The 25,856-nt window shown below is 70.9% G+C and carries 27 protein-coding genes, 1 tRNA gene and 1 pseudogene; 18 read left to right on the forward strand and 11 right to left on the reverse strand.

Annotated features, from left to right (window positions below; genetic code table 11):
* Window positions 1-26: 26 nt before the first annotated feature.
* The 3 genes from ACF3NH_RS01715 to ACF3NH_RS01725 all read left to right on the forward strand — a co-directional run bounded on the left by ACF3NH_RS01715 (window position 27) and on the right by ACF3NH_RS01725 (window position 1,180).
* Window positions 27-605, forward strand: coding sequence for a recombinase family protein (locus tag ACF3NH_RS01715; RefSeq protein ID WP_422921631.1), 579 nt, complete (start codon window positions 27-29; stop codon window positions 603-605).
* Window position 606: 1 nt separating this feature from the next.
* Window positions 607-822 (forward strand): hypothetical protein, encoded by a 216-nt coding sequence (locus ACF3NH_RS01720; protein WP_422921630.1) that lies wholly within the window; start codon window positions 607-609, stop codon window positions 820-822.
* A 118-nt stretch (window positions 823-940) separates the two neighbouring features.
* On the forward strand, window positions 941-1,180 hold the full coding sequence (locus tag ACF3NH_RS01725) for a hypothetical protein (protein WP_422921629.1): 240 nt from the start codon (window positions 941-943) through the stop codon (window positions 1,178-1,180).
* 112 nt (window positions 1,181-1,292) lie between these two features.
* On the opposite strand, the gene ACF3NH_RS01730 is transcribed toward ACF3NH_RS01725, so the two are convergent.
* Window positions 1,293-1,529 (reverse strand): hypothetical protein, encoded by a 237-nt coding sequence (locus ACF3NH_RS01730; protein ID WP_422921628.1) that lies wholly within the window; start codon window positions 1,527-1,529, stop codon window positions 1,293-1,295.
* 270 nt (window positions 1,530-1,799) lie between these two features.
* On the opposite strand from ACF3NH_RS01730, the gene ACF3NH_RS01735 reads away from it, so the two are divergent.
* Window positions 1,800-2,036, forward strand: a complete 237-nt coding sequence (locus tag ACF3NH_RS01735) for a hypothetical protein (RefSeq protein WP_422921627.1) — start codon at window positions 1,800-1,802, stop codon at window positions 2,034-2,036.
* 108 nt (window positions 2,037-2,144) lie between these two features.
* Here the strand turns inward: ACF3NH_RS01735 and ACF3NH_RS01740 are convergent, their stop codons facing one another.
* The 3 genes from ACF3NH_RS01740 to ACF3NH_RS01750 form a co-directional block, all read right to left on the reverse strand.
* Window positions 2,145-3,584, reverse strand: a complete 1,440-nt coding sequence (locus tag ACF3NH_RS01740) for a tyrosine-type recombinase/integrase (RefSeq protein WP_422921626.1) — start codon at window positions 3,582-3,584, stop codon at window positions 2,145-2,147.
* Window positions 3,585-3,783: 199 nt separating this feature from the next.
* Complete coding sequence (locus ACF3NH_RS01745; protein ID WP_198366063.1) at window positions 3,784-4,200, reverse strand: OmpA family protein; 417 nt, start codon at window positions 4,198-4,200, stop codon at window positions 3,784-3,786.
* 115 nt (window positions 4,201-4,315) lie between these two features.
* Entirely contained in the window at window positions 4,316-4,627 is a 312-nt protein-coding gene (locus ACF3NH_RS01750) for a hypothetical protein (RefSeq protein WP_198366062.1), read from the reverse strand.
* A gap of 485 nt (window positions 4,628-5,112) precedes the next feature.
* On the opposite strand from ACF3NH_RS01750, the gene fhuF reads away from it, so the two are divergent.
* The 7 genes from fhuF to ACF3NH_RS01785 all read left to right on the forward strand — a co-directional run bounded on the left by fhuF (window position 5,113) and on the right by ACF3NH_RS01785 (window position 11,055).
* Window positions 5,113-5,874 (forward strand): siderophore-iron reductase FhuF, encoded by a 762-nt coding sequence (gene fhuF / locus ACF3NH_RS01755; RefSeq protein WP_198366061.1) that lies wholly within the window; start codon window positions 5,113-5,115, stop codon window positions 5,872-5,874.
* A gap of 40 nt (window positions 5,875-5,914) precedes the next feature.
* Window positions 5,915-6,241, forward strand: a complete 327-nt coding sequence (locus tag ACF3NH_RS01760; RefSeq protein ID WP_198366060.1) for a multidrug DMT transporter permease — start codon at window positions 5,915-5,917, stop codon at window positions 6,239-6,241.
* A 42-nt stretch (window positions 6,242-6,283) separates the two neighbouring features.
* Window positions 6,284-7,174: an alpha/beta fold hydrolase gene (locus ACF3NH_RS01765; RefSeq protein ID WP_422921639.1), complete on the forward strand. Its 891-nt coding sequence runs from the start codon at window positions 6,284-6,286 to the stop codon at window positions 7,172-7,174.
* Between the two features lie 42 nt (window positions 7,175-7,216).
* Window positions 7,217-7,999: a M48 family metalloprotease gene (locus tag ACF3NH_RS01770; protein ID WP_422921640.1), complete on the forward strand. Its 783-nt coding sequence runs from the start codon at window positions 7,217-7,219 to the stop codon at window positions 7,997-7,999.
* Window positions 8,000-8,096: 97 nt separating this feature from the next.
* On the forward strand, window positions 8,097-9,299 hold the full coding sequence (locus ACF3NH_RS01775; protein WP_422924703.1) for a pyridoxal phosphate-dependent aminotransferase: 1,203 nt from the start codon (window positions 8,097-8,099) through the stop codon (window positions 9,297-9,299).
* Window positions 9,296-10,327: a GNAT family N-acetyltransferase gene (locus ACF3NH_RS01780; protein ID WP_422921642.1), complete on the forward strand. Its 1,032-nt coding sequence runs from the start codon at window positions 9,296-9,298 to the stop codon at window positions 10,325-10,327. Before ACF3NH_RS01775 ends, ACF3NH_RS01780 begins: the two co-directional genes overlap by 4 nt.
* A 140-nt stretch (window positions 10,328-10,467) precedes the next feature.
* Entirely contained in the window at window positions 10,468-11,055 is a 588-nt protein-coding gene (locus tag ACF3NH_RS01785) for a type 1 glutamine amidotransferase domain-containing protein (RefSeq protein ID WP_422921643.1), read from the forward strand.
* Window positions 11,056-11,113: 58 nt separating this feature from the next.
* On the opposite strand, the gene ACF3NH_RS01790 is transcribed toward ACF3NH_RS01785, so the two are convergent.
* The 6 genes from ACF3NH_RS01790 to ACF3NH_RS01815 all read right to left on the reverse strand — a co-directional run bounded on the left by ACF3NH_RS01790 (window position 11,114) and on the right by ACF3NH_RS01815 (window position 17,263).
* Window positions 11,114-12,316 (reverse strand): pyridoxal phosphate-dependent aminotransferase, encoded by a 1,203-nt coding sequence (locus tag ACF3NH_RS01790; protein ID WP_198366055.1) that lies wholly within the window; start codon window positions 12,314-12,316, stop codon window positions 11,114-11,116.
* A 133-nt stretch (window positions 12,317-12,449) separates the two neighbouring features.
* Complete coding sequence (locus ACF3NH_RS01795) at window positions 12,450-13,259, reverse strand: DUF2189 domain-containing protein (RefSeq protein WP_422921645.1); 810 nt, start codon at window positions 13,257-13,259, stop codon at window positions 12,450-12,452.
* 163 nt (window positions 13,260-13,422) lie between these two features.
* Entirely contained in the window at window positions 13,423-14,232 is an 810-nt protein-coding gene (locus tag ACF3NH_RS01800) for an ABC transporter permease (RefSeq protein ID WP_422921646.1), read from the reverse strand.
* Window positions 14,229-15,101, reverse strand: a complete 873-nt coding sequence (locus tag ACF3NH_RS01805) for an ABC transporter permease (protein WP_422921647.1) — start codon at window positions 15,099-15,101, stop codon at window positions 14,229-14,231. The genes ACF3NH_RS01800 and ACF3NH_RS01805 overlap by 4 nt, the downstream gene beginning before the upstream one ends.
* Complete coding sequence (locus ACF3NH_RS01810) at window positions 15,098-16,153, reverse strand: ABC transporter ATP-binding protein (RefSeq protein WP_422921648.1); 1,056 nt, start codon at window positions 16,151-16,153, stop codon at window positions 15,098-15,100. Before ACF3NH_RS01810 ends, ACF3NH_RS01805 begins: the two co-directional genes overlap by 4 nt.
* Window positions 16,154-16,156: 3 nt before the next feature.
* Window positions 16,157-17,263: an extracellular solute-binding protein gene (locus tag ACF3NH_RS01815; protein ID WP_422921649.1), complete on the reverse strand. Its 1,107-nt coding sequence runs from the start codon at window positions 17,261-17,263 to the stop codon at window positions 16,157-16,159.
* Window positions 17,264-17,558: 295 nt separating this feature from the next.
* Between ACF3NH_RS01815 and ACF3NH_RS01820 the strand changes: the two genes are divergently transcribed.
* From ACF3NH_RS01820 to ACF3NH_RS01850, 7 genes are all read left to right on the forward strand, one after another.
* A complete protein-coding gene (locus ACF3NH_RS01820) occupies window positions 17,559-18,212 on the forward strand; it encodes a hypothetical protein (RefSeq protein ID WP_198366052.1) in 654 nt (217 codons plus the stop codon).
* Window positions 18,213-18,253: 41 nt separating this feature from the next.
* Window positions 18,254-20,713: a glycosyl hydrolase family 28-related protein gene (locus ACF3NH_RS01825; RefSeq protein WP_422921650.1), complete on the forward strand. Its 2,460-nt coding sequence runs from the start codon at window positions 18,254-18,256 to the stop codon at window positions 20,711-20,713.
* Window positions 20,713-21,978, forward strand: a complete 1,266-nt coding sequence (locus ACF3NH_RS01830; protein ID WP_422921651.1) for a hypothetical protein — start codon at window positions 20,713-20,715, stop codon at window positions 21,976-21,978. The genes ACF3NH_RS01825 and ACF3NH_RS01830 overlap by 1 nt, the downstream gene beginning before the upstream one ends.
* 43 nt (window positions 21,979-22,021) lie before the next feature.
* Window positions 22,022-22,417, forward strand: coding sequence for a phage tail fiber protein (locus ACF3NH_RS01835; protein ID WP_198366049.1), 396 nt, complete (start codon window positions 22,022-22,024; stop codon window positions 22,415-22,417).
* A 32-nt stretch (window positions 22,418-22,449) separates the two neighbouring features.
* Window positions 22,450-22,653, forward strand: a complete 204-nt coding sequence (locus ACF3NH_RS01840) for a hypothetical protein (RefSeq protein WP_198366048.1) — start codon at window positions 22,450-22,452, stop codon at window positions 22,651-22,653.
* 116 nt (window positions 22,654-22,769) lie between these two features.
* Complete coding sequence (locus ACF3NH_RS01845) at window positions 22,770-23,807, forward strand: amino acid ABC transporter substrate-binding protein (RefSeq protein ID WP_198366047.1); 1,038 nt, start codon at window positions 22,770-22,772, stop codon at window positions 23,805-23,807.
* A gap of 103 nt (window positions 23,808-23,910) precedes the next feature.
* A tRNA-Thr gene (locus tag ACF3NH_RS01850) sits at window positions 23,911-23,985 on the forward strand.
* A 696-nt stretch (window positions 23,986-24,681) separates the two neighbouring features.
* Here ACF3NH_RS01850 and ACF3NH_RS01855 read toward each other — a convergent pair.
* Window positions 24,682-25,759 (reverse strand): annotated as a pseudogene (locus ACF3NH_RS01855) (IS5 family transposase).
* Window positions 25,760-25,856 lie beyond the last annotated feature (97 nt).

Raw genomic sequence — 25,856 nt, forward strand, 5'->3', positions numbered from 1 at the left:
CCAGTGACGAGTTCTAGGAGAACGGGATGAAAATTGGATATGCGCGGGTCTCTGTTGATTCTCAGGACCATGCGCTTCAGCTTGACGCCCTCCACGCGGCCGGGTGCGAGAAGGTCTTCATCGAGACCGCCAGCGGGAGCCGGACGGACCGACCGGAACTTGCCAAGCTCCTTGAGATGGTTCGGCGGGACGACGTAATCGCAGTGTATCGTCTGGATCGTCTCGGGCGCTCCTTGAAGCATCTCATCGAGATCGCCGAGACCCTTGAGCGACAAGGTGTTGGCTTCCAATCGCTGACCGAGCAGATCGACACGACCACGCCTAGTGGGCGGTTCATGTTCTCCATTCTGGGCGCCCTCAGTTCCATGGAGAGGGAGGTCCTGATCCAGAGAACAAAAGCTGGTCTTGCTGCCGCTGCTGCGCGTGGCCGTCGTGGCGGCCGACCGCCCGTTCTCGACGAGGCCAAGGTTCGCGCCGCCAAGGCGATGTTGGCTTCCGGCACCATGACCACTACGGAGATTGCGCGCCAACTGGGTTGTGCGCCGTCCACCCTGTATCGGCACCTGCCCGGCGGCCGAGGCGCACTCGACAAGGAGGCGGCGTGACATGGACCGTGCGCGCCAACCTCGTTTGCGGCCCGACGCCGTTCAGCCCCTAGACGACGGTCTCGACCATGAGGACCTGTTCTGGGTGAGCCCTGACGAACTGATCCAGTCCTATCGTTCGCTGCCCACGGCCGCACTCGACGAGGCCATGCAGGAGTTTGAGCGGAACCTCGCCGCCTTGGTGGCGGAGATCGACGCCGACACGTCCTTGGACTGAGAGTATGCCGCTCCCCTGACCGGCTTCGAGACCTAGACCGGGTCGGCGCTGCACGGTCCGCCCAAAATGGGTATCCGTCGCGCGGGTAAATACGGAGACCATTCAAGAGGCTCACCGCATGAACCCGCCCGATGACCACGACCAGCACCACGAACCCGATCTCGACGACGACGCCATGCCGGGTCCAAACTTTCTGGACCAATTTCGGCAGCCGATGACTGAGGAGGATTGGGACGAGGTCGTGCGCACGCTTGAGCAGGCCATCATCGAGTGGCTGGCCGAGACGGAGACCATGATGTCGGACAATCAGACCGACGCCGAGAGCCCGTCATCGACCTCGACTTCCAACGAGGTTTGAACCCGGACTGGCCGCTCGGCTTTCAACGAGGTTGAGGGATTGGTCTTCCAGAACGTTATCGAGACCAAGCAGTCCAAGGGCGAGGCAAAGCTGCTCGCCCTCTGACAGCACCTTAGTTCAGGTGACGCTGGTGATCCTGCGGGTCCAAGAAAAACGGTTCGAATCCCATGTGCCGCCGCGCCGCCATGATCTCCTCGCGATGCCACCTCGTGTTCGGTCTCATGGCAGCGAGCAGGCGCCGCATGTCATCGCAGTCACTCACCTCCTGCCGAATGCGCGGCAGGCTGTCGATGGCGGTGATCGCGTAGGCCAAAGCCTTGACGAGGATGTCGTAGTCGCGGCCCGTCACGTCAGTCGAGGCCGAAAGGTCTAAAGGGTTAGTCACGATAGTCTTCCAAAATGCAGCTACCATTGGCTGCAATGCAGGAACTGTTCACTGCATGAAAGCATCCTACGGAACGGCTTCCTTGAAGTTCAACCATAACGTGGAGGCGGCGAACCTTTTTCAGGAGCGCCGCGCGACGCCGCCACGTTGGTGGTGCACCAGAACGTCGTTTTGCTGCACGGCTAAATAGGGTCGCACCTTGCGGTGCCAAACCCCTTCAAGAAGTTCCATACCATGCGCTACGCCGAGTTAAGGCCGTTCTTCACGATCCCTGAATCCCATCCCTACGTGTCGGTCACCCAGATCGATCCTGCGGACCACCGCCGTCTTACCCGAATGGTTGATAGCCGCCCCGAACTCCGGGTTCTCGGAACTCTCGACAGGCAGCCCGACCGCTGGACGGTCTACGTGGGCTGCGCCTCCCGCCGGGTCCAGTCTGAGTTTGACCACTGGTCCGACAACCTCCTTTAAGGTCCGGGGCTGGCCTGATCTGGGCCAGCCAACCTCCTTGGTGCCCTCGAACCTCATTGGTCTCGTCAGGGCACCATCCCGATGACCGGGAGAAACACCTTTGAGCTTTCAGCACTGGCCGCCCTTGAGGCGGCCGTGGTGTTTCTGCTGCTCGACCGCGTCCAGCAGCAGGCCCTCCCATTTCACCAGCACGTCCAACATGGGCTTGATCCGGCGGCTGCGGTCGTAGCGCCACGTGATGCCGATCTTGGCCTCGATGCTGTGGGCCAGCAGCCGGGCGATCAGCATCTCGTCCACGTCGAGCCGTTCACCCATGGCGGTGGCGATGGCGGTCCGGAAATCATGGATCGTCCATCCGGCTGGCAGTTCCGGGCATCGACGCCGGAGCCGGACCACGAGGCTCTGCCATCCCGCGAATGGCGTCCGCCCCGCAGTCGTCGAGAATACATAAGGTCCAGCATTGCCCCGGCGCTGCGCCATGGCCTTCAACAGGTCGGTCGCGAGCGGTGGCAGGGGCACCAGATGCGGCCGATTACCCTTCATCCGGGTGGCCGAGATGTCGAGCCTCGGCCCCGAGAACATGGTGTTGTCCATGGTCGTCGTGGTGCTCGTCAGGCCCAACACCTCGTTCCATTCCAGACCGGTGACCTCCTGCCGCCGGAGCGGCAACAGCAGGAGCAACCGGATCAGGCTCCGGATGTGATCCGGCTCGTCCTCGACGGCGAGCCAGAGCCCCGCCAGATGCGCGAGATCGAGAACCCGCTTGGTGCCCTGTTGCAGGCGACGGAGGCTGGGCTCAATCCGGATGGGCTTCCTGATCTTGGGCGTCACGCCGGGCGGCAGCCTGCCGTCCTCCTCCGCCCACCGCAGCAGGCCCATGATCTGGGCATGAACCCTATTCGGCATGACCGAAACCCGTTTGGCGCGGCCGTCGATGGGGCGCTTGGACCGACGCTGCCGGTCTGCTGAGGGGCCGACCACTTCTCCTCTGGCCTTGGCCGAGGTGCCCTTCACCAGAAGCGTGAACAGCCGGGACAGGTCGGCGTGGCCGAGATCGATCAGCCGGAGGTGACCGATATGCGGCTCGACATGGTTTCGGAACAGCCGCCGGACGTTCTCGACGTAACGGGCGTCCCGGTTCCGCCGGATCAGAAGCTCGTCTTCGGTGTAGGTCTGGATCGCCTCCGAGACGGTGAGGGCCGTGGCCGGGCCATGAGCCGCTTTGGTTGCCCTCGGGTCCCGGCCAATGGCGATAGCGGCCTTGGCCTCAACCGCTTTCTGCCGCGCCTCCGCCACCGTCGCCGCATCGAGTCGAACACGGTGAAATACGTCGCCTACACGCCAGCGCATATAGAAGGTGCGCCGACCGGACGGATGAATGCGGGCAGAGAGGCCCCGGACGGTGGTGTCGCTCAGGTCCACCGGCTTGATGAGCCGTTTGGTGGCCCAGTCATCAAGGCGCCGGTCCGTCAGGGCGATTCGGCGGGAGGTCCGCCCAGCAGGCAAGGACGCCTTGCCGCCCACGACCTGCGAGACCGTCATATTCATCAGGGGCACGTCCAAGGACACGTCGAAGCTTGGGGAGGCGTATCCTATCTCGCGGATTTCCCGAAAGAATCTCCTGAATCTCGGTCACCAAGGACGCCATCCAGAACACCACCGACGAGTTCCGTGGCTCCCAGACGTGAAGCCTCCCTGTATGACTTGGCCGCCACCCGCGAGGGTTGGCGGCCTTCTTTTTGGGCGCTCAGCCCGGATCGATGCGCACCTCGACCCGGCGGCTCTCGATCGAAGACATGGCCGGCGTGGTGGCGCCCCGCCATTCGGTGCGGATGCGCGCGGCCTCGACGCCCTGCGCCTTGAGTTCATCCGCGACCACGGTGGCGCGCAGCCGGGAGAGCTGGGTATTGGCCTCGGGCGTCCCGGCCGGATCGGCGAAGCCCACCACCAGCAGCGGAACCTGCGGATACGCCCGGGCCAGCGCCGCCGCCTGCCGCAGCCCTTCCCGCGCCGGCGCATCCAGTGCGCCCGACCAGGCCTCGAAATAGACCGGATAGGCCTTGCGCGTGGTTTCGACGGCCTGGGTCGTCGCGGGCCCTTCGCCCGGCGGCGCGCAGCCGGCGAGCAGGCAGGTCAGGATCATGGCCTTCGCCAAGCGATTCATGGTCATCCTCCTGCGGTCGCCGGAGTGGCGCCGCGGGACGCAGGCTAGCAAACAGCCCAGCCCCGGTCAGGCATTCCGGTCAGGCATTCCGGTCGCCCTCGGGTCCGGTGCCGCCCTAGCGGCAGCCGTCGCCCCGTCGATCGAAGTTCAGCACGCGACTGTCGCGCACCTCGAAGGTCACGGCGCAGAACTCCGGTACCGAACTTCCGCCAAAACCGAAGCCCAGGCCGAGGCCACCGCCGACGCCGCTACCCCAGCGCCCGCTGCCGCCGCCAAAGCCGATCCCGAGGCTGGGGCTGACGGTGCTGGCCGGCGCCGAGGCCGTCTGGAACTGGAGAAAGCGCCGGCCTTCCGTCTCATAGACGCGCTGCGGAACGCCGAGATCCTCGATCAGGCGCGACTCCGGTCCACCGACATAGGTCGCCATGCGCTGATCGAAGGTGCCCGCATCGGGTCCCGCGCAGGCCGCAAGGGTCAGGAGGGCAACACAGGCCATCCGAGAGGCAGAAGAGGAGAACATGGCGCGCGCCTTCCACGAGATCGGTCCGGAGGGACAATGTCTCGTCGGGCATCGCGTTTCCAGAAGGGCTTCGGCAGGCCGCGCGGGGCGGCGGAAGAAGAGCCCGGAACGACAGGCGGCCGCCACCTCACATGATGGTGGCGAGCCACCCGCCGGACAGCGCGGCAATCACCATCGACAGGAAAGCTATGATCCAGGTCTCGCTCATCCCGAACCTCCAAACGCGAAGCCTCTCTAGCATAGCTACCTATAGTTGCAATTGATTCCTTAATAAAACCGGAACGACGGGTGCGCCTCCTATCCTCTCTGAAGGGCCACGGCACCGCACCGAGGCTTCTTGCAAACGCCTCTCATCCTCATCATTGTCCCGTCGGCCGAGCCCGGAGACCGCCTTGCAGAGTGAGCCTTTCGATTTCCTGCGGGGCGCCGCCGGCCGGGCGGGCCGGCGCCTGGTGCCGCCCCGGAGGCAGGACGAGGCGGCGGCGGAGGCGGTGCCGCTGCGCGCGCTGATGGCGCCGGGGGGCATGCGCCGCAGCCTTGACCTTTGCTCCGGCCATGCCGGCAGCGACCCTCGCGCCCTGCTCTCCCTCTGGAGCCGCCACTACTTCCACACCCTGATCCCGCCCGTGGTGGTGACCAGCCTGCTGGCCTTCCGGCGGCTTCCGCTGGCCGTCGCCGGGGCCGCGGTGCAACTCGATCCGCAGGGCTTTCCGGTCGCCGTGGTGCTGCCCCATGGCGGGCGGCCGGCACCCGCCCCCGAGGATCCCTTCCGGCGTTTCGCCGCGCTGGCCGATCAGCATCTGGCCCCGCTGATCGCGGCCTGGGCGGCGGAGCTGCGGGTCGCGCCCCGTCTGCTCTGGGCCAATGCCGCCGGCTACTTCGCCTGGGCCGTGCGGGAGGCGGCGGCGGAGGATGCCGAAGCCGCCCGGCCCGGCCTCGCGATCCTGGCGGCGGACCACCGCCCCGACGGGACGCCGAACCCGCTGCGCGAGCCGTTGCGGCTGGTCGAGGGGCCGCACGGCCCGGAGCCGCGCCGGACCGTCTGCTGCCTGCTCTACCGCCTGCCCGGCCGTGGGGAGTGCGGCCACTGCCCCCTCTCCCGCGCCGCGCCGCGATCCGGCCGGCCGGGCGGCGGCGGGCATGGCCCGACATGACGGCTTGGCAATCCGGCGCGGCCAAGCTACCGCGACGGTTATGGATCCCTTCCTGCCTGCCCTGATGCTGCTCTCCGGCGGCGCCTTCATCCACAGCCGCGCCAGCGTGCCGGAACTGCGCCCCGCCTCGGACGGCGCCGACGCCGCCTGGCGCCTGCTGGCGCGCTTCGCCTTCTTCCTCTGGATCGGCCTGCTGGTCTGGGGGCTCTACATGCGGCCGCTGCTGGTGGTCGGCCTCGGCTTCGCGCTCTCCCTGCTGTTCAACCTGCTGCTGGCCCTGCGCGGCCCGCGGCCGGTCTGGCCCGGCCTGTCCATGGTGCTTTGCGTGCTGGGCCTGGGCTGCGGCCTCTATACCGTGCTTGGCTGACATTGCGTCGCGGCCCTCTCACGGGCGGAGGAAAGGAAGACCATGCTCTTCGAAGGCTTCACGCTGGAGGAACGCGACATCGCCGGGCAGCGGTTGCGCCTGCGGCATGGCGGCAAGGGACCGCCGCTGCTGCTGCTGCACGGCAATCCGCAGACCCATCTGATGTGGCACAGGCTGGCCCCGGCCCTGGCGCGACGCTTCACGGTGATCAGCCCCGACCTGCGCGGCTACGGCTTCTCCGGCAAGCCGCCGGTCAGCGACGACCACGCCGCCTATTCCAAGCGGGCCATGGCCGCCGACATGCTGGGGCTGATGCGCGGCCTGGGCCATGCGCGCTTCCAGGTGATGGCGCACGACCGCGGCGCCCGCGTGGCGCACCGCCTGGCGCTGGACGCGCCGGAGGCCGTCCATCGCCTGGCGGTGCTCGACATCGTGCCGACCCTCGAGCATTTCGAGCGGACCGACATGGCCTTCGCCCTGGGCTATTATCACTGGTTCTTCCTGGCCCAGCGGCACGACCTGCCGGAGCGCATGATCCTGCGCGACGTCGAGGACTGGTTCGACCTGCAGACCTCGCGCGAGCCCAAGGACCGGAGCTTCTTCCACCCCGAGGCGCGCGCCGACTATTTCGCCGCGCTGCGGCAGCCCGGCACCGTCGCCGCCATCTGCGAGGACTATCGCGCCGCGGCCGGGATCGACCTGGAGCACGACCGCGCCAGCCGTGCCGCCGGGGAGAGGATCCGCTGCCCGCTGCTGGCGCTCTGGGGCGCCAGGGGCCGGATCGGCCAGTGGTATGCCCCGCTCGACATCTGGCGCGCCTATGCCGCCGGCCCCGTCTCCGGCGGGCCGGTGCCGAGCGGCCATTACCTGGCGGAGGAGGCGCCGGAGGCGGTGCTGGCCGCGCTCGACGGCTTCCTCGACCCCGCCGCCTGACCCCGCCCCATACGGACAACACCTGACACCGGACGGAGGATCATGATCCGCCCTGCCCTGCCCTGGCTGCTCCTGCCGCTTCTCGCCGGCTGCGCGCCGGCCCTGTACCAGCCCCCCGCCATCTCGGCCGCCGAGCAGCAGGCGGTCCTCGCCGAGATCGGCCAGGGCCAGGCGCCGGTCCGGCGCGAGCTGGGCGATGCCGAATCCCGCCTGGCCATCGCCCGCGTGGCGCGCCGCCTGGCGCCCGCCGGCAGCACCGTCTGCCAGGAGCTCGGGCGGAGCTGCCAGTGGCGCTTCATCTACGATCCGAGCCGCGAGCTGAACGCCGCCGCGACCGGCGAGGGCGATATCGTCGTCCAGCGCGGCGTCGCCGAATATGCCCGCACGGATGGCGAGCTGGCCTTCGTCATCGCGCACGAGATGGCGCACCACGCCGCCAACCACGTCCAGAGCACGACGCAGCGCGCCCAGCTCGGCGCCGCGCTGGGCGGCATCCTGGCCTCCCTCGCCGGCGCCTATGCGGGCGTCGCCACGGACGGGCTGGCCCAGGGGGCGGCGGGAATCGGCTCGCAGCTCGCCGTGATCTCCTACAGCAAGGCGCAGGAGCGCGAGGCCGATGCGCTCGGCGCCGCCATCCTGCGGCGCGCCGGCTACGACGTGGCCGAGGCCCGCAGCATGCTCCTGGCCATGGCGCGCCTGTCCGGCCGCAGCGAGACCGGCCTGCTCTCGACCCATCCGGCCGGTCCGGACCGCATCGCCTCCTTCGACGCGGCGATCGCCGGGATGCAGGCCGCCGGCTGGCGGGTCGGCGCCGCCCGGCCCTGAGCGGGGCGGCGCCGATCGGGGTCCGGGGCGCTTGGCGCGGGGCGGCGGCGGGCCTAGGCTGCATCCCCTTGCTGACATGTCGGAGTTCATCCCGCTGATGCCTGCCCTCGCCGGTCGCCTGAAGGACATCGCCGTTTCCGCCTCGGTCGTCATGGGCGTGCGCGCCCGCGCGCTCGCCGCCGAGGGCCACAAGGTCATCAGCCTGGCGAGCGGCGAGCCCGACTTCGCGACGCCGGACCACGCCATCGAGGCGGCGCACCAGGCGGCGCTGAAGGGCGACACCAAGTATCCGCCGACCGACGGCACGCCCGCCCTGAAGAAGGCGGTGCAGATGAAGTTCCGCCGCGACAACGGCCTCGACTACGCGCTGGACGAGATCCTGGTCGCCAATGGCGGCAAGCAGATCATCATGGACGCGCTGCTGGCCACCTGCGACCCCGGCGACGAGGTGCTGATCCCGGCGCCCTACTGGGTCAGCTACGCCGACATGGCGAAGCTCGCCACCGGCACGCCGACCTTCGTCAGCTGCCCGCAGAACAACGGCTTCAAGCTGCGGCCGGAGGATCTGGAGGCGGCGATCACGCCCAGGACCAAGTGGCTGATCCTGAACTTCCCGAACAACCCGACCGGCGCCGCCTGCTCGCGCGCCGAGATGCAGGCCATCGCCGAGGTGCTGCTGCGGCATCCGCATGTCTGGATCATGACCGACGACATGTACGAGCACCTGGTCTATGACGGGCTGGAGTTCTGCACCATCGCCGAGGTCGAGCCGCGGCTGAAGGAGCGGGTGCTGACCGTCAACGGCACTTCCAAGACCTATGCCATGACCGGCTGGCGCGTCGGCTTCGCCGGCGGGCCGAAGACGCTGATCAAGGCGATGGCGAACATGCAGGGCCAGCTCACCAGCGGCATCAGCACGATCAGCCAGGCCGCCGCCGTGGCCGCGCTGGAAGGGCCGCAGGATCTCATCGCCGAGCGCGCCGCGATCTACCGCGAGCGCCGCGACCTGGTCTGCGGGCTGCTGGCCGAGGCGCCGGGCCTGTCCTGCCACAAGCCCGAGGGCGCCTTCTACGTCTATCCGAACATCGCCGGCTGCCTCGGCAAGTCCAGCAAGGGCGGGCGCGCGATCGGCAACGACACCGACTTCGCCCTGGCGCTGCTGGAGGAGAAGCACGTGGCGACGGTGCAGGGCGCGGCCTATGGCATGAGCCCCTATATCCGCGTCTCCTACGCCACCGATACGGAGAGCCTGCGCGAGGCCTGCCGCCGCATCGTGGAGTTCTGCCGGGAGCTGTCGTGACCGCCGTCTCGCCCACGACCCGTCCCTTGCCCCATCCCCTCTCCATCCGGCCGGGCCGCGACGAGGATGCCGAGGGCTACATCCGGCTGATCGGCACGGCCTGGGCCGAGTACCCCAACTGCGTGCTGGACGTGGATGGCGAGGTGCCGGAGCTGCGCGCGCTGGCCACCTATTTCGCCACGGCGGGTGGCGCCGTCTGGGTGGCGGAGGCGGGCGGGCGGATCGTCGGCATGGTCGCCACCCGCCCGCTCGGCTCCGACCGCGCCTGGGAGATCTGCAAGATGTATGTCGAGGCGTCGCAGCGCGGCAGCGGCCTCGCGCATACCCTGCTGGGCGGCGCCGAGGCGCATGCCCAGGCAGAGGGCGCCGAGCGGCTGGTGCTCTGGACCGACACCCGCTTCGAGGCGGCGCACCGCTTCTACGAGAAGCGCGGCTATGTCCGGGCCGGCTCGATCCGCATCCTCGACGACATCTCGAAATCGCTGGAGTTCCGCTACGCCAAGCCGGCGCGGGGCCTGGTGGTGGAGGCGCTGGACGCCGCCGCCGCCGCCAGCGCCGAGCGCAACCTGGCCGAGATGCTGGTCACCTGCGTGGCCGACGGCGCCTGCCTCGACTATCGCGCGCCGCTGGCGCCCGAGGTGGCGCGCGCCGCCTGGCGCCGCGTCTCGGCCGAGGTGGCGATGGGCTCGCGCCTGCTGCTGGTGGCCTGGAAGGAAGGGCGGATGGCCGGCTCCGTGCAGCTCGACCTAGGCACCCCCCAGACCCAGCCGCACCGTGCCGTGGTGGCGCAGCTGCTGGTGCATCCCGACTTCCGCCGCCAGGGCGTCGGCCGGGCGCTGCTGCAGCGGGCCGAGCAGGCGGCGCGCGGCATCGGCCGCAGCCTGCTGACGCTGGACGGCCGCGCCGGCGATGCCGCCGAGCGGCTCTATCGCGCGCTGGGCTGGGTGGAGGCCGGGCGCATCCCGGGCTTCGTGCGCAATCCGGATGGCAGCCTGGGCGACCAGCTGTTCTTCTACAAGGCGCTCTGACGTCCCCTGACCGTTTCCGCCGTGGCGGTTGCCGTGCGGCCACCGCCACCCAGCCCTGTCCGCATCGGGTGGCGGTCGCGGAACCCGGCCGGGGGGAACGCCGTTTCCCTCGCGACCCCAGACCGCGAAGGAGGCTCACCATGCCCGATATCAAGCAGGCGAAGATCCTGATCCTGGCCACCGACGGCTTCGAGGAATCGGAGCTGACCGTGCCGCTGGAGAAGCTCCGCGCCCAGGGCGCCGAGGTGCATGTCGCGGCGCCCGAGGGCACGCGCGAGCCGGGCCGCATCCGCGGCTGGGACGGGTCCAGGACGCCGCCCGACTGGGGCCAGGCCGTCCCGGTGGACCGCGGGCTCGCCGAGGTGCAGGCCGCGGACTATGACGCCATCGTGTTGCCGGGGGGCCAGATGAACCCCGACCAGCTGCGGGCCGAGCCCGCGGTGCTGGATCTCGTCCGGGCCTTCGCCAGCGGCGGCAAGGTGGTGGCGGCGATCTGCCACGCGCCCTGGATCCTGGTCGAGGCCGGGCTGGCGAAGGGGCGCAAGATGACCTCCTTCGCCTCGATCCGCACCGATGTGGTCAATGCCGGCGCCGAGTGGAGCGACCAGCCCGTGGTGACCGACAAGGGCATCGTCACCAGCCGCAATCCCGGCGACCTGGAAGCCTTCGTGGCGAAGATCGTCGAGGAGGTGAAGGAAGGCAGCCACGGCGACCGCCGCGCCGCCTGAGCGCGACGATGGGAACGAGGGGGGACGGGGCGGAAATGCGCCCCGTCCCCGTTCCCGCCTACTTCAGGCCGGCGCAGAAGCGCCGGATGCGCGCGCAGGCCTCGGTGAGCGAGGCATCGTCGGTCGCGTAGCTGATGCGGAAGTGGCCCGGAAACATGAAGGCCGAGCCGTGCACGGCGGCGACGCCCTCATCCTCCAGCAGCGCGGTGACGAAATCCTCGTCCGTCTCGATCCGCTTGCCCGAGGCGGTGGTCTTGCCGAGGCAGCCATGCACCGAGGGGAAGACGTAGAAGGCGCCCTCGGGCGTCAGGCAGTGGATGCCGGGCGCCTGGTTCAGCAGCCCCACCACCAGATCGCGCCGCCGCTCGTAGACCTTGCGCATCGCCTCCACCGAATCCTGCGGCCCGGTCAGCGCCTCGATGGCGGCGGCCTGGGAGATCGAGGAGGTGTTGGAGGTGGACTGGCCCTGCAGCTTGTCCATGGCCTTGATCAGCGCCAGCGGCGCGCCGGCGAAGCCGATGCGCCAGCCGGTCATGGCATAGGCCTTCGAGCAGCCGTTCATGGTCACGGTGCGGTCCTTGAGCCGCGGCTCGACGGCGACCAGCGTGCTGGCCTTGAAGCCGCCATAGACCAGCTTCTCGTAGATGTCGTCGGTGAAGACCCAGACATCCGGGTGGCGCAGCAGGACCTCGGCCAGCGCCTTCAGCTCGGCGGGCGCGTAGGCGGCGCCGGTCGGGTTGGAGGGGTTGTTCAGGATCAGCCACTTGGTCTTCGGCGTGATCGCGGCCTCAAGCTGCTCGGGCGTGATCTTGAAGCCCTGGTTCTGGCCCGCGGGCACGATCACCGGCTTGCCGCCGGCCAGCGAGACGATGTCCGGATAGCTGACCCAGCAGGGGGCGGGGATGACGGCCTCGTCGCCATCGTCGATGGTCGCGAGCAGCGCGTTGAAGATCACCTGCTTGCCGCCGGTGGAGACGACGATCTCCTCCGGCTTGTAGTCGACGCCGTGCTCGCGCCGGAAGTAGGTGGCGCAGGCCTCACGCAGCGCGCGGGTACCGGAGACGTCCGTGTAGCGCGTCTCGCCCTTCTGGATCGCCGCGATCGCCGCGTCCTTGATGTTCTGCGGCGTGTCGAAGTCCGGCTCGCCGGAGGACAGGCCGATGACGTTCTTGCCCTCCGCCTTCAGCGCCCGCGCCTTGGCGGTGATGGCGATGGTCTGCGAGGGAGCGATGCGGTCGAGCCGCTCGGCGGTCAGCTTCATGGTAGGGACGGATCCAGGACGAAAAGACGCCGGACCCTACCCCTCTCCGGGCGGCGGCGGCAACCCGCGCCAGGGCCGGAGCGCCCTCCCCGCCGCCGCATGGCGGCCCCGGCCGGACGACTCGGCCGGCCGCTCAGTCGGCCACCACGCGGCGATAGAGGTGCCAGGTGGCGTGGCCCAGCACCGGCAGCACGACGGCGAGGCCGACGAAGAGCGGCAGGCTGCCCAGCGCCAGAAGGCCCGCCACGATCAGGCCCCAGAGCAGCATCGGCCCCGGATTGGCGCGCACCGCCCGGAGCGAGGTGCGGATCGCGGTCCCCGCATCCACCGCGCGGCCCTCCGCCGCCCGGTCGAGCAGCAGCGGGAAGGAGACGACCGTCAGCGCCAGCACCGCCAGGGCGAAGACCCCGCCCACCAGGTTGCCCAGCACGATCAGCCGCCAGCCCTCGGGGGTGCGGAACAGCTGCTGGACGAACTCCGCCACCGACAGGGCCGGCGGCAGCGCCCCCAGCGTCATGCCATGGATCAGCCGGGCGGCGAGCAGCCAGAGCAGGAAGAGGCCGAGCAGCATCAGCCCGAGCCCGAGGATCGACAGGATGGCCGGCGAATGGCGCACGTCGAAGGCATTCGACCAGCTCACCGGCAGGCCGCGCTCGCGCCGCCGGCTGAGTTCGTAGATGCCGAGCGCCGCCACCGGCCCGATCAGCGCGAAGCCGGAAAGCATCGGCCAGAAGAGCGGCATGACCGACCGCCCGGCCATGGCCTGGGCGGCGATCAGCCCGATCACCGGGTAGATCACCGCCAGGAAGACGAGCTGGGTCGGGTTGGCCTTGAAGTCACGCCAGCCGGCGGCCAGCGCCTCCCGCACATCGGCCACGCCGATGCGGCGGATGGCCGGCACGCTCGGCACCCCGCCGCGCTCCAGGATCAAGGTGGTCGCCATGGTCAGCCTCCCCTCGCGCCGCGTCATGGCGCGGCGGCGTTGTGCCTCGCTGCGGAGGGCCCGATGGAGGTCTGACCGCCGCGCCGTCAGCCCGGCCGGGTCGTCCACATTTCTGGCATCTGGGTCGTGCCGTGGCCGATACAAGCGGCGGCGCGGCGCGGCCTCACCGCCGCCGCAGGAGGCGCAGCGCCAGCAGCCCGAGCCCGCCTGCCAGCCCGGCCAGCCCCAGGATCACCACGGCCAGGGCGTTCACCTCCGGCGTCAGGCCGAGGCGCAGCATGGAGAAGATCACCATCGGCAAGGTGGTCCCCGCCGGGCCGGAGACGAAACTCGCCACCACGACGTCATCGAGCGACAGGGTGAAGGCCAGGAGCCAGCCGGCCAGCAGGCTCGGCGCCATCAGCGGCAGGGTGACGGTCAGGAAGGCGGTGGCCGGGCCGGCGCCGAGGTCGCGCGCGGCATCCTCGAGCTCCGGCTCCATCTCGGCCAGCCGCGCCTGCGCCAGCACCGCGGCATAGGCGGCACCGATGGTGGCGTGCGCCAGCAGGATGGTGAGCGCGCCGCGCTCGGCCGGCCAGCCGGTGGCCCCCTCCAGCAGAACGAAGAGCAGCAGCAGCGAAAGGCCGATCACCACGTCCGGCAGCACCAGCGGCGCCCCCGCCAGCCCGCCGAGGATCGCCCGGCCGCGGAACGGGCCATGCCGCGCCAGCACCCAGCCGAGGGCGCCGCCCAGCAGCGTGGCCAGGCTGGCGGCGCCGAGGGCCACCCGCAGCGACAACCAGGCCGCCTCCAGCAGCCGCCCGTTCGCCGCCAGGGCCTCGAACCAACGCAGCGAGAAGCCGCCCCACTGGAACGGGATGCGGTCGGCGCTGAAGGCGTAGAGCACCAGCAGCACGACCGGCAGCCAGAGGAAGGCGAGGCCGCAGCCGAGGCCGATCCAGGCCCAGGGCAGGGACAGGGGCCGGCGCCTCACCGCCGCGCCTCCAGCCGCTGGAACAGCAGGATCGGCAGCAGCAGGGCGAGCAGCAGCAGCACCGCCAGGGCGGCCGCCACCGGCCAGTCTCGGTTCTGGAAGAACTCCTGCCACAGCACCCGCCCGACCATCTGCGCCCCCGGCGGGCCGAGCAGCTCGGGGATGACGTATTCCCCGGCGGCGGGGATGAAGACCAGCAGGAAGGCCGCCGCCGCGCCGGGCGCCACCAGCGGCAGGGTCACGGTGGCGAAGGCGGTCCAGCGGCCGGCGCCGAGATCCGCCGCCGCCTCCTCCAGCGCCGGGTCGAGGCGGGAGAGGCTGGCGTAGAGGGGCAGCACCGCGAAGGGCAGGTAGGCGTGCAGCATGCCGAGCAGCAGCGCCGGGGTGGAGTAGAGCAGCGGCAGCGGCGCCTCGATCAGCCCGAGGGAGAGCAGCACGCCGTTGATCCAGCCCTCGTCGCGCAGGATGCCGATCCAGGCGCCGAGGCGGGGCAGGAAGCCGGTCCAGAAGGGCAGCAGCATGGCGAGCAGCAGCGGCCCGCGCCAGGCGGGGCCGGCGCGGACGATGCCGAACGCCATGGGGAAGCCGAGCAGCAGGCAGAGCGCCGCCGTGGCGCCGGCGGCCTGGACCGAGCCCAGGAAGGCGCCGCCGTAGAAGCCGTCGCCCAGGATCAGCGCGAAGGCCTCCGGATTGGCGCCCCGCCCCTCGCTCCCCTGCCCTCCGCTCCAGGGCAGGGTGAAGGGCGGCACGCCGTCGGCCGGCCAGGACAGCGCGATGGCCAGCACCAGCAGCAGCGGCGCCGCGACCAGCGCGAGCAGCCAGGCGGCCGGCAGCAGCCGCGTCAGCAGCGCGGCGGGCGTCGCCCTCACGCGGCCAGCGGCACCAGCGCGGCCGCCTCCCAGCCCAGGCGCAGCACGGCCCCGCGCGGCGGCGGCGGGCCGTCCTCCTCGGCATGGCCGACGCGCAGCAGGGCGCCGCCGCCGGCGCGCACCAGCAGCAGGCTGTCATCGCCGCGGAAGGCCACCTCCTCCACCACGCCCTCCACCGTGTTCTCGCCCGCGACCGTGGCGCGGGCGATGCGCTCCGGCCGCAGCGCCAGGGCCGTGGTCGCCGCCGGCAGCGCCGCCGGGCGCAGCGCGACGCCGAGGGCAGGGCAGTCGAAGCCGCCGCGCCCGTCCGGCCGCCCCTCCAGCACATTGGCGCCGCCCAGGAAGCCGGCCACGAAGCGCGTCGCCGGGCGCTCGTAGACGGCGCGCGGCGGGCCCTGCTGCACCAGCCGCCCGGCCTCCAGCACGGCCACGCGGTCGGCCAGCGACAGCGCCTCCTGCTGGTCGTGCGTCACCATGATGAAGGCGGCGCCGGTCGCCCGCTGCAGGGCGCGCAGCTCGAAGCCGGTGCGCTCGCGCAGATGCGCGTCCAGCGCGCCCAGCGGCTCGTCCAGCAGCAGCAGGCGGGGCCGCTTGACCAGGGCGCGGGCCAGAGCGACGCGCTGCCGCTGGCCGCCCGAGAGGCGCTGCGGCATGCGGCCCTCCAGCCCCTCCAGCCCGACCAGGGCGAGCGCCCCGGCCACGCGGCGCTCGCGCTCGGCCCGCGGCACGCCGTCGCGCCGCAGGCCATAGGCGATATTGGCCGCGACGCTCAGATGCGGGAACAGCGCGTAGGACTGGAACATCATGTTCAGCGGCCGCGCATGCGGCGGCAGCGGCGCGAGGTCCTGCCCCGCGAGGTCGAGCCGGCCGGCATCGGCCGTCTCGAAGCCGGCGATGACGCGCAGCAGCGTGGACTTGCCCGAGCCCGAGCCGCCGAGCAGCGTCAGGAACTCGCCGGGCGCGACGTCGAGGTCGAGCCCGTCCAGCGCCAGATGGTCGCCGAAGCGCTTGACCAGGCCACGCAGCGAGAGCAGCGGCGGGATGGCCGGCAAGGCTCAGCGCCCGGCCTTGATGCGGTTCCAGCTGCGGCTGCGCCCCCGCTCCACCGCCGGCGCCAGGGTGGTGGCGATGAAGGTCCGCTGCAGCATCTCGGTCGTCGGATAGACATTCGGGTCCTGCCGCACGGCGGGATCGACCAGCGCCGTCGCCGCCGGGACGGCGTTGGGGTAGCGCACCTGGTTGGTGATGCCGGCCATCACCGCGGGCCGCAGCAGGAAGTCGATGAAGGCATGCGCCGCCGCGGGGTTCGGCGCATCGGCCGGGATGGCCAGCATGTCGAACCAGAGCTGCGCGCCTTCCCTCGGCTGCACGTAGCCGATATCGACGCCGCGCCCGGCGGCCTGGGCGCGCGCCCGCGCCTGGATGACATCGCCGGAATAGGTCAGGGCGACGCAGTACTCGCCGGTGGCCAGCGCGTCCATGATGTTGCCGCTGGCGGTGATGGCGCGGACATAGGGGCGGATCGCCAGCAGCGCCTCCTCGGCGGCGCGCTGCGAGGCGGCGTCGGTGGCGTTCGGGTCGCGGCCCAGCCAGCGCAGCACCGAGGGGAAGACATCCGTCGCGCTGTCCATCACGGCGATGCCGCAGCGGGCGAGGCGCTGCGCGTTCTCGGGTTTCATCAGCAGGTCCAGGCTGTCGAGCGGCACGCCGGGCAGGAGCTCGCGCACGCGGTCGATCCGGATGCCGAGGCCCACCGTGCCATAGAGGTAGATGGCGCCATGGCGGTTGCCCGGGTCGCTCGCCTCCACCTGGCGCAGCAGGAGGGGATCCTGGTTGCCCCAGTTCGGGATCCGGTCGCGGTCGAGCGGCAGCAGCGCGCCGGCGCGCACCAGCCGGGCGAAGGTCGGCTCGCTCGTCGGCACGATGATGTCGTAGCCCGAGCGCCCCGCGGAGAGCTTGCCCTCCAGCGTCTCCAGGCTGTCGAAGACATCGTAGCGGATGCGGATGCCGGTCTCCTGCTGGAAGCGCGCCACCGCGTAGGGATCGATGTAGTCGGACCAGTTGTAGACGTTCAGCACCGGCGGCTGCTGCGCCGCCACCGGACCTGGCGCCCCCAGGGCCAGAAGGACGGGCAAGGTCAGGGCGAGGAAGCGTCGGAGCATGCGGCGGTGATCCTGCGGCGTTGCGGAGCGCGCCCAGGCTAGTGGCGGGCGCGGCGCGGGTCCACGCCGGAAGGGCCGGGCCGGAAAGAAAATGTACCCATCAATCTAGGATTATTTTCTTGACATCCCCTCCCCCCTCCGCTAACTCCGCTGCATCAACGGCCGAGTTGCGCCCACCGCCCGCGCCCCGGCCCGCCCCCCGAGGTCCTCGAGCCCCGTCCCTCCCGCCCCGCGCGCCCCCCCGGCGCCGGGGCTTTTTTCGTGCCGGTCGCCGCGCCCGCACCAGGAGATGCGCATGCCCTTCGATCCCCGCGGATTGTCGCCGCTGAGCAGCACCGGCAGCTTCACGCTCTGGCTCTACGTCACCACCGACACCCGCGCCGCCATCCTGGCGCAGGGCTATTTCGCCAGCGCGGCGGACCGGTTGCTGCCCGGCCACATCCTCGTGGCGCAGGCGGCGGATTCGCTGAACTTCCTGCCGGTGCAGAGCAGCGGCCGGGTCGGCAACGGCGTGGTGCTGGATGCCTCGGCGGCGCCGCTGCGGCTGGCCGCCTCCTCCGCCCTCGGCCTCGCCTTCAGCCTGCCGCCGGTCGATGCGGCGACGCGCAGCGTGGCGCTCGATGCGGTGCCGGCCGGCCTCTACATCGGCCGGGGCTTCGCCGTCAGCGCGCGCGTCGGCGGGCCGATCGCGGCGCTCGAGTTCAGCATCCTCGATGCCGGCGGCGGCGTGGTGGCCGGGCCCGTGACCAGCAGCGTCGCCAATGGCGCGGCCTCGGCCAGCTTCACCGCCCCCGCGCCCGGCACCGGCTACCGCATCCGCGTCCGCGACCCGCTGGAGCCGCTGGCGACGCACACCTCCGCCAGCTTCGTCGTCACCGAGCCCTTCGCCCTGCTGACCGAGACGGGGGCGAGCATCTCCGGAGAGAGCGGCGGCGAACTCCTGCTCTGACCCGGCACGCCCTTCCCGCCCCTCCCCCCAAGGATCTCCCGATGTCCGACAAGAAGATCAGCGAACTGCCCGCCGCCGCCACCCTCAGCGACGCCGATCTGACGCCCGTGGTGCAGGGCGCGGCCACGCTGGCCGAGACGCGCGGCGCCAGCATCGCGGAGCTGCGCGGCGGCATCCTGGTGGAACGCGCCCGCCATGTGCGCGACTACGGCGCCGTGGGCGACGGCCTCACCGACGACACGGCGGCGATCCAGGCCGCGCTCGATGCCGCGGCCGCGGCGGGCGGCGGCGCCGTCCTGCTCGGCCCGCGCCGCTACCGGGTGGCCGCGGCGGAGCTGGAGGTGAAGGACGGCGTCTTCCTGCAGGGCCGCCCGGGCAGCGGCGGCTGGCGCCAGGACGGCGACTTCACCACCCTCGGCTACGCGATCCTGCTCAGCCCCGCGCGGACCATCCGCATCCGCCGCAACGCCGGGCTGCAGGGCATCGCCGTGCTGCGCGAGGGGCTGACGGCGCCGCGGACGCTGCGCGAGGGCTTCGCCGCCGCCGCCGCCTTCACCGGGACGGCGATCACCGTGGGCGACGGCGGCAGCGGCAACTCCGCCGGCAACGGCGCCGACGCGCTGCTCTCGCGGCTGCTCATCCTCGGCTTCGACTGGGGCATCCGCAGCGACGGCAACGCGCGCCTGCGCGTCGAGCAGGTGCTCGGGGACTGCACCAACGGCCTCTACCTCGGCCGCTCCTACGATGTCTCGCGCATCAGCGAGGTGAACTGGCACCCGCTGGTCACCGCCTCGCGCGGCTGGTCGGCGCAGCGCGTCCCCGTCGCCGGCATCGCGGCCGGCCCGGCGGGGCTGTTCCGCGTGACCACCGCCACGGCGCACGGGCTGGCGACCGGCGACCTCGTCAACATCGCCGAGGTCGGCGCCTCCGGCGCGCCCTCGCTCTGGGGCCGCTGGACCGTGACGGCGGTGGACGCCACCACCCTCGACCTGCAGGGCAGCAGCTTCACCGCGGGCTGGACCTCGGGCGGCGCGGTCTACTTCACGGCGAACCGCCGCCCCGGCATCGCCTACCAGGCCTATGACTGCGACATGGCCAGCTTCGAGAACTGCTTCGAGTACGGCCACGACATCGGCTTCGACATCGGCGACGAGGTGCATTCCTGCAGCTTCATCAACACCGGCACCGATGCCTGGGTGGACATGGCCGACCCGCAGACGATCGGCATCCGCATTCGCGGCACCGCGCTGCGCAACAAGTGGATGGGCGGCTTCATCTCCTCCAAGGGCTGCTCGCTGCAGGTGATGACCACCGGCTCCGAGCAGCATGAGGTGATCGGCGTCAATGTCACCGGCGGCGCGCGCCGCGTCGCCGAGGTGCTGTCCGGCCAGGTCTCGCTGATCGGCTGCGACTTCACCGGCCCTCCCGGCACCAGCAACGTGACCGGCAGCACCATCCATCTCGGCGCCTCGGCCGGGCCGGTGATCGTCGCCGGCTGCGACACCGGCGCCGTCACCTTCACCGCCGACAGCGCGGCGGCGATGCGCCGGCTGCAGCTGCTCGGCAACCGCGGCGCGGTGCAGACCACGCAGCGCATCGCCGCCGGGCGCGTCGAGCTCGCCTCTGTCAGCGCGGCCGGCGCCATCGAGACGCGGCTCTCGGCCGATACCGACGGCGCCGTCAACCTGCACCAGCGCGGCACCTCCGCCGGCGCCCAGCTGCGGCTGTACAAGGCGGGCGCCGCCACCGCGGCGGTGACGGCGGCGAGCATCGCCGTCAGCGGCAACGACTGCGTCTTCGCCGGCGACAGCGGAAACCTCAACCCGTCCTTCATCTTCGGCGGCAGCGGCATGACCGCGGCACAGACCCTGCGCCTGCGCCGCCTCTCCACCACGCCGGCGGCGAACGACCGCCTCGCCGTGCTGGAGGCCAGCGGCAACAACAGCGGCGGCAGCGAGCAGGTCTTCGGCCGGCTGGTCGCGGTCGCCGAGACGGTGGCGGCGGGCAGCGAATCGGGCGCGCTGGTGCTGGAGACGCGCTCCGGCGGCAGCGTGGCGGAGCGCCTGCGGCTGGCCGGCAACGGCACGCTGACGGTCGCCGGCCCGGTGGTCCTGCCGGCCGACCCGACATCGGCCCTGCAGGCCGCCACCAAGCAGTATGTCGACAGCCAGTTCACCGCGCGGCGCATGACCACCCTGGCGCTGGCCACGACCACCGTGCTGACCCATGCCGCGCATAACGGGCGGATGCTGATCGCCAATCCCGGCGCCGCCCTGTCGCTGAGCTGGGCGAACACCGGCGACGGCTTCAGCTGCAGCGTCATCAACCGCACCGGCGCGGACCTGGCGCTGAGCCTCGCGGGCTTCACCGGCAACACCGCGCCCACCAACAGCGACGGCTACACGCGCATCCGCGCCGGCGGCGTCGCCACGCTGATGACCTATTCCCCGGACGGAGGCGCCACCCGGATCTGCCACCTGGCCGGGGCGGGGGCGCCCTGATGACGCCGGGGATGGTCATGCCGGGCCTGCTCGGCGGGCCGGGCGGGCTGCGCCTGCTCGGGCCCGGCTATGCCGGCCGGCTCGCCACGCTGCGCGCCGGCGGCGCGCTGGCGGCGGATGCCTCCGGCGCCTTCCGGCCGGTGGCGGCGAACCAGCCGCGCTTCCAGGGGCCCGCCGGGCGCCTGCTGGTCGAGGCGGCGGGCGGCAACGCCATCCGCAACCCGCGGATGGAGGGCGCGGCGGTGGGCAGCCAGCTCGGCGCCGGCGCCAGCCTGCCCAGCTTCTGGGCCACCGTCATCTCGCTCGGCCTGCGGATCGGGGTGATGGATGTCGGCAGCGAGGACGGCCTGCCCTGCATGGACCTCCGCCTCTACGGCACCCCCACCGCCACCGGCGCCGTGCGGCTGTCGATGGAAGCCGCCAACGCGGCGGCGGCGCAGGGGCAGGGCTGGACGCTCTCCTGCTTCCTGCGGCTGCTCGCCGGCAATCTCGGCACCTCCGTCGCCCGCACGCAGATCGTCGAGCGCAGCGGCGGCGGCGGCTTCCTCACCAGCACGACGGGGCCGGCCATGGCACCCGGCCCCGGCGCGCTGGCCGGGCAGCGGTCGGTGCATCAGCACAGCGTCGCCCTCGCCGCCACCACGCAGGTGACGCCGGAATTCACCCTGTCGGTGGAGGGGGGCGTGGCGCTCGACGTGACGCTGCGCCTGGGCGCGCCGCAGCTCGAGGCGGGCGGGCGCGCCACCACGCCGGTCTTGCCGCCGGCCGGCCAGCCCGGCGTCGCCGCGCGCGCGGCCGACCAGCCCTCCTGGACGCCGCAGGGCGGGCTCGGCGGCGCCGGCACGGTGCTGCTGCGCGCCCTGCTGCCGGCCACGAACGCCCTGGCGGATCAGGGGCTGCTGCAGCTCGACGACGGCACCGATGGCAACCGCCTCGCCCTGCTCAACCCCGCCGGCGGCACCGCGCTGCGCGCCCTGGCGCAGGCGGGCGGCGCCACGCTCGCCAGCCTGGCCCTGGGCGAGATGACGCCGGGCGTGCCGTTCCGGCTGGGCCTCGCCTGGTCGGCCACGGGCCTCGCCGCCTGCCTGAACGGCGGCGTCGTCGCCGGCGCCACGGCGGCCTTGCCGGGCGGCCTCGGCCGCCTGCTCGCCGGCCATGCCGCCGCCGCCCTCGACCGGGCGGCGAATGGCGAGATCGAGGCCATCGAGCACCGGCCGGTGCGCCTGCCCGACGCCGCGCTCCAGGCCCTGACCGCCGCGGCCTGAGCGCGGCCTCCCGTCCCCCCTCTCCCGACAAGGACCGAGACCCATGCCCACCCTGACCGACTATGCCCGCAACATGCTGGCGCGCGCGCTCTGCGCCCGTTCGCCCAGCCTGCCCTCGACGGTCTATCTGGCGCTCGGCACCGGCGCCACCGCCGCCGGCCTGAGCGGCGAGCCCGTGGGCAACGGCTATGCCCGCCAGCGCGTGACCTTCACCGGCACCGGGCTGCAGCGCAACGCCGACGTCATCCGCTTCGTCTTCAATGCCAGCTTCACCGTGAACGGCGTGGCGACGACGCTCAACCTGACGCATCTCTGCCTCTACGACGCCCTCTCGGGCGGCAACCCCCTCGCCTATGGCAGCCTGGCGCAGCCGGCCGCGATCACCGGCCCCGGCACCGTCACGGTCGCCGCCAACGCCCTGACCATCGACAGCCTCTGACCCTCCGCCCTTCCAGCAGGAGCGCCTTCCCCATGAGCGCATGGATCCGCAACCAGATCGCCCAGCCCAGCACCTGGCGGGGCCTGTTCCTCATCATGGCCTCGGGCTTCGGCATCACCCTCTCGCCGGAGCTGCAGAGCGCGCTGCCGAACTTCGCCGTCGCGGCGCTGGGTCTCTACGAGGCGCTGCGCCGGGAGGTGACGGCGCGCCGGGCCGGGCCGGACGCCGGCGGCTAGCCGGCAGGCACTCCGGCGCGGCGCCCTGCCGCGCCGGCCTTTTCAGGATGCACCCGATTGACGCCTCGCCCGCGGACCGGAAGGATCGTCCCCAGACAAGAACAACGAGGCTTCCGATGTCCCTGCGATCCCTCCGCGCCGGCCTGCTCGCCGCCGCGGCGCTGCTCGGCCTGTCCGCCCTGCCCGGGGCCGCCCGCGCCGGCGCGACCTTCGATGCCATCAAGGCGCGCGGCACCCTGAACTGCGGCGTGAACGTCGGCAGCGCCGGCTTCTCGCAGCCCGACAGCCAGGGCGTCTGGCGCGGGCTCGACGCCGATCTCTGCCGCTTCGTCGCCACCGCCCTGTTCGGCGATCCGGCCAAGGTGCGCTTCCTGCCGCTGACGGCGCAGCAGCGCTTCACCGCCGCCCAGGCCGGCGAGGTGGACGTGCTGATCCGCCAGACCACCCTGACCCTGTCGCGCGACACCACCCTCGGCCTGCGGATGGTGCATCCCTACCTCTATGACGGCCACGGCTTCATGGTGAGGAAGGCGGCCAATCTCGGCGGCATCGCGGAACTCGGCGGCGCCACCGTCTGCCTGCTGCAGGGCACCACGAACGAGGTGGTCACGGCCGACTGGGCGCGCACCGCCGGGGTGCAGATCCAGCCGGTGCTGTTCGACCGCATCGACGTCGCCGCCCAGGCCTTCTTCTCCGGCCGCTGCGACGCCATCGGCACCGATGCGACGCAGCTCGCCTCCGCCCGCTCCACCGCCCCCAACCCGGGCGACTACGTCATCCTGCCCGAGCGGATCTCCAAGGAACCCTACGGCCCCGTGGTCCGCCGCGACGACCCGGAATGGTTCGACGTCATCCGCTGGGTCACCATGGCGGTGGTGCAGGCGGAGGAGCTGGGCGTGAACAGCACCAACGCGGAGAAGATGCGGGCCGAGAGCAGCAATCCCGAGGTGCGCCGCCTGCTGGGCGTCACCCCCGACACCGGGCAGAACCTGAAGCTGCCGCAGAACTGGGCCTATGACGCCATCCGCAAGGTCGGCAACTACGGCGAGATCTACGACCGCAACATCGGCCCGAAGACGCCGCTCGGGCTGGAGCGGGGCATGAACGCCCTCTGGACCGAGGGCGGCCTGCTCTACGCCTGGCCGATGCGCTGAGACGGGCCGGCCGCGCGACGCGGGATTCCGCCGCCGCGCGGCACAAAGGGGCTTGCGCGGGGCCGCGCATCCCCCTAGGAACCGCCTCGCTTTCCCGGCGCCCGCTGCTGTAGCTCAGTGGTAGAGCACTCCCTTGGTAAGGGAGAGGTCGACAGTTCAATCCTGTCCAGCAGCACCATCTACCCCCTTGTTTCGGAAGGCTAAAGCCGTCCCTCAAGGGAATGCTCCACCGCACTCTGTGTCAGAATCGTCCAATGTGGACCCTCTATGGGTCAGTCCGTGCTCATGCCGAGATATGCCAGAATCTCAGAAATAACTTTCCTGGGTATCGGGTGGATGTACGTCATGAGGATTCTTTGGGTTTTCCAATCCATCCTATGCCGGACGTACTCTCCTTTTTCCTCGAAGGCGTAGTGCCAGCTTGCACAGGAGTGCCTCAGAACGTGAAGGCTAATCTCCTCGGGTTTAGGCAGCCCAGCAGCTTCCGCCGTGAGCCTTAGCTGCTGGTTCATGAGGCTGCCGAACTCGTCAACGGATTTAAATGCGGTTCCATCCGGGCGCCGGAGAATGGGGCCACAGGGACTTTCTAGCCGATCACGAAGTTCACCGAGGATTTGTAAGGTCCTAGAGGCTGATCTGGTTTATTAGCCCTCCGCTTTATCAGGGGCGACAGTCAAACAAAGCAATGTTGTAATACTGTATTCAAAAGACATCATTTTTGAACTTGTCCGTTCGCAGATGGACACCTCGAAATATCCGCTGCTGCATGGCCGTTGGGAGCGGGATGGTTGTGTCCGGTCGTGACGCGCCCCTGCTGATGGAGCTGGATGATGGGCTTGGCGCCGCTGGCGCCACTCTTTGTGGAGCCGCCGGGCTATGCGGGCGCAGTTCGGCTGTTGAGCCAGGCGAGGCGGGTGAAGTTATAGGCCAGATTGGCGATGCCGATCTTCACCCGCGCCCTGGCCATGCCGATGGTGCGGACGAACAGCGCCATGCGGTGCTTCTGAGCAGCAAAAACATGCTCGATACCCGAGCGGATCCGGGCGCGTGAGGCATTGGCCTTCGCCTGCTGCTCAGAGAGTTCGCGCCGAGGTGGTCGGCGGAACAGGATGCGCTTGCTCAGGCCGCGCCGTTCCAGCGCTTCCAGATTGCGCTTGGTGCGGTAGGCGGTGTCGGCCCAGACGCGGCTGGCGGTGTTCTCAGGAGTCCAGCAGGCCAGCAAAGCTGCGGCTGTCGTGTTGGGCTGCATTGGTCACCGTCCAGCAACGGATCAGCCCGTGCCGTCGGTCGATGCCGATGTGGCTCTTGTAGCCGAAGATAGGCACCGCGATCTGGATGGCCTGCCGCTGATGGCCTTCTGATTTGGGTTTGGTCCTGCCGCGCTTGAGCGTCCAGCGGGCATCCCGGTCCTTCTGCGCCCGCTTGGCTGGCGACCAGTCCTCGGGTGTACCGCCCTCCCGGATTGTCGCCTTGTCCTCGATGCTGAGTCTCTGGCGCGGTGCGGCAATGATCGTAGCGTCGATAATCTGCCCGCCCATGGCCAGATAACCCTTGGACGCCAGCACCTCGTCAAAGCGGCGGAACAGGCCCTTGATGGCACCGGCCTGCTTGAGCTGTTCGCGATAGAGCCAGATCGTCTTGGCATCCGGCACCGCCTGGTGCAGAGCAAGGCCCGCGAAGCGCATGAAGGATAGCCGGTCCCGCAGTTGGAACTCGGCCTGATCGTCCGAGAGACCGTAGAGCGCCTGCAGCACCAGGACGCGGAACATCAGCACAGCGTCATAGGACGGACGCTCGCCGCGGCTACGGTCCGACCGCGCCAGGGCTGCATCCAACACGGGGCGGAAGATCTCGAAGTCGACCACCGCTGCAAGCCGCTCCAGCGGATCACCCGCAGCAGATAGCGCCGCATACCGCTCATCAACATCGAAGAAGCCGGGTTGCCTCGCCATTCCTACCGCCTCCGTTGATCAGAGCCAGAGAATCAGATTGGCGCGTCAAGAACGAGGTTCTTCGAAGTGTCCATGCGCTTATCAGGGTGCATGTCCC

The organism is Pseudoroseomonas sp. WGS1072 (assembly GCF_049340465.1).
In the GTDB taxonomy this organism is placed as follows: domain Bacteria; phylum Pseudomonadota; class Alphaproteobacteria; order Acetobacterales; family Acetobacteraceae; genus Pseudoroseomonas.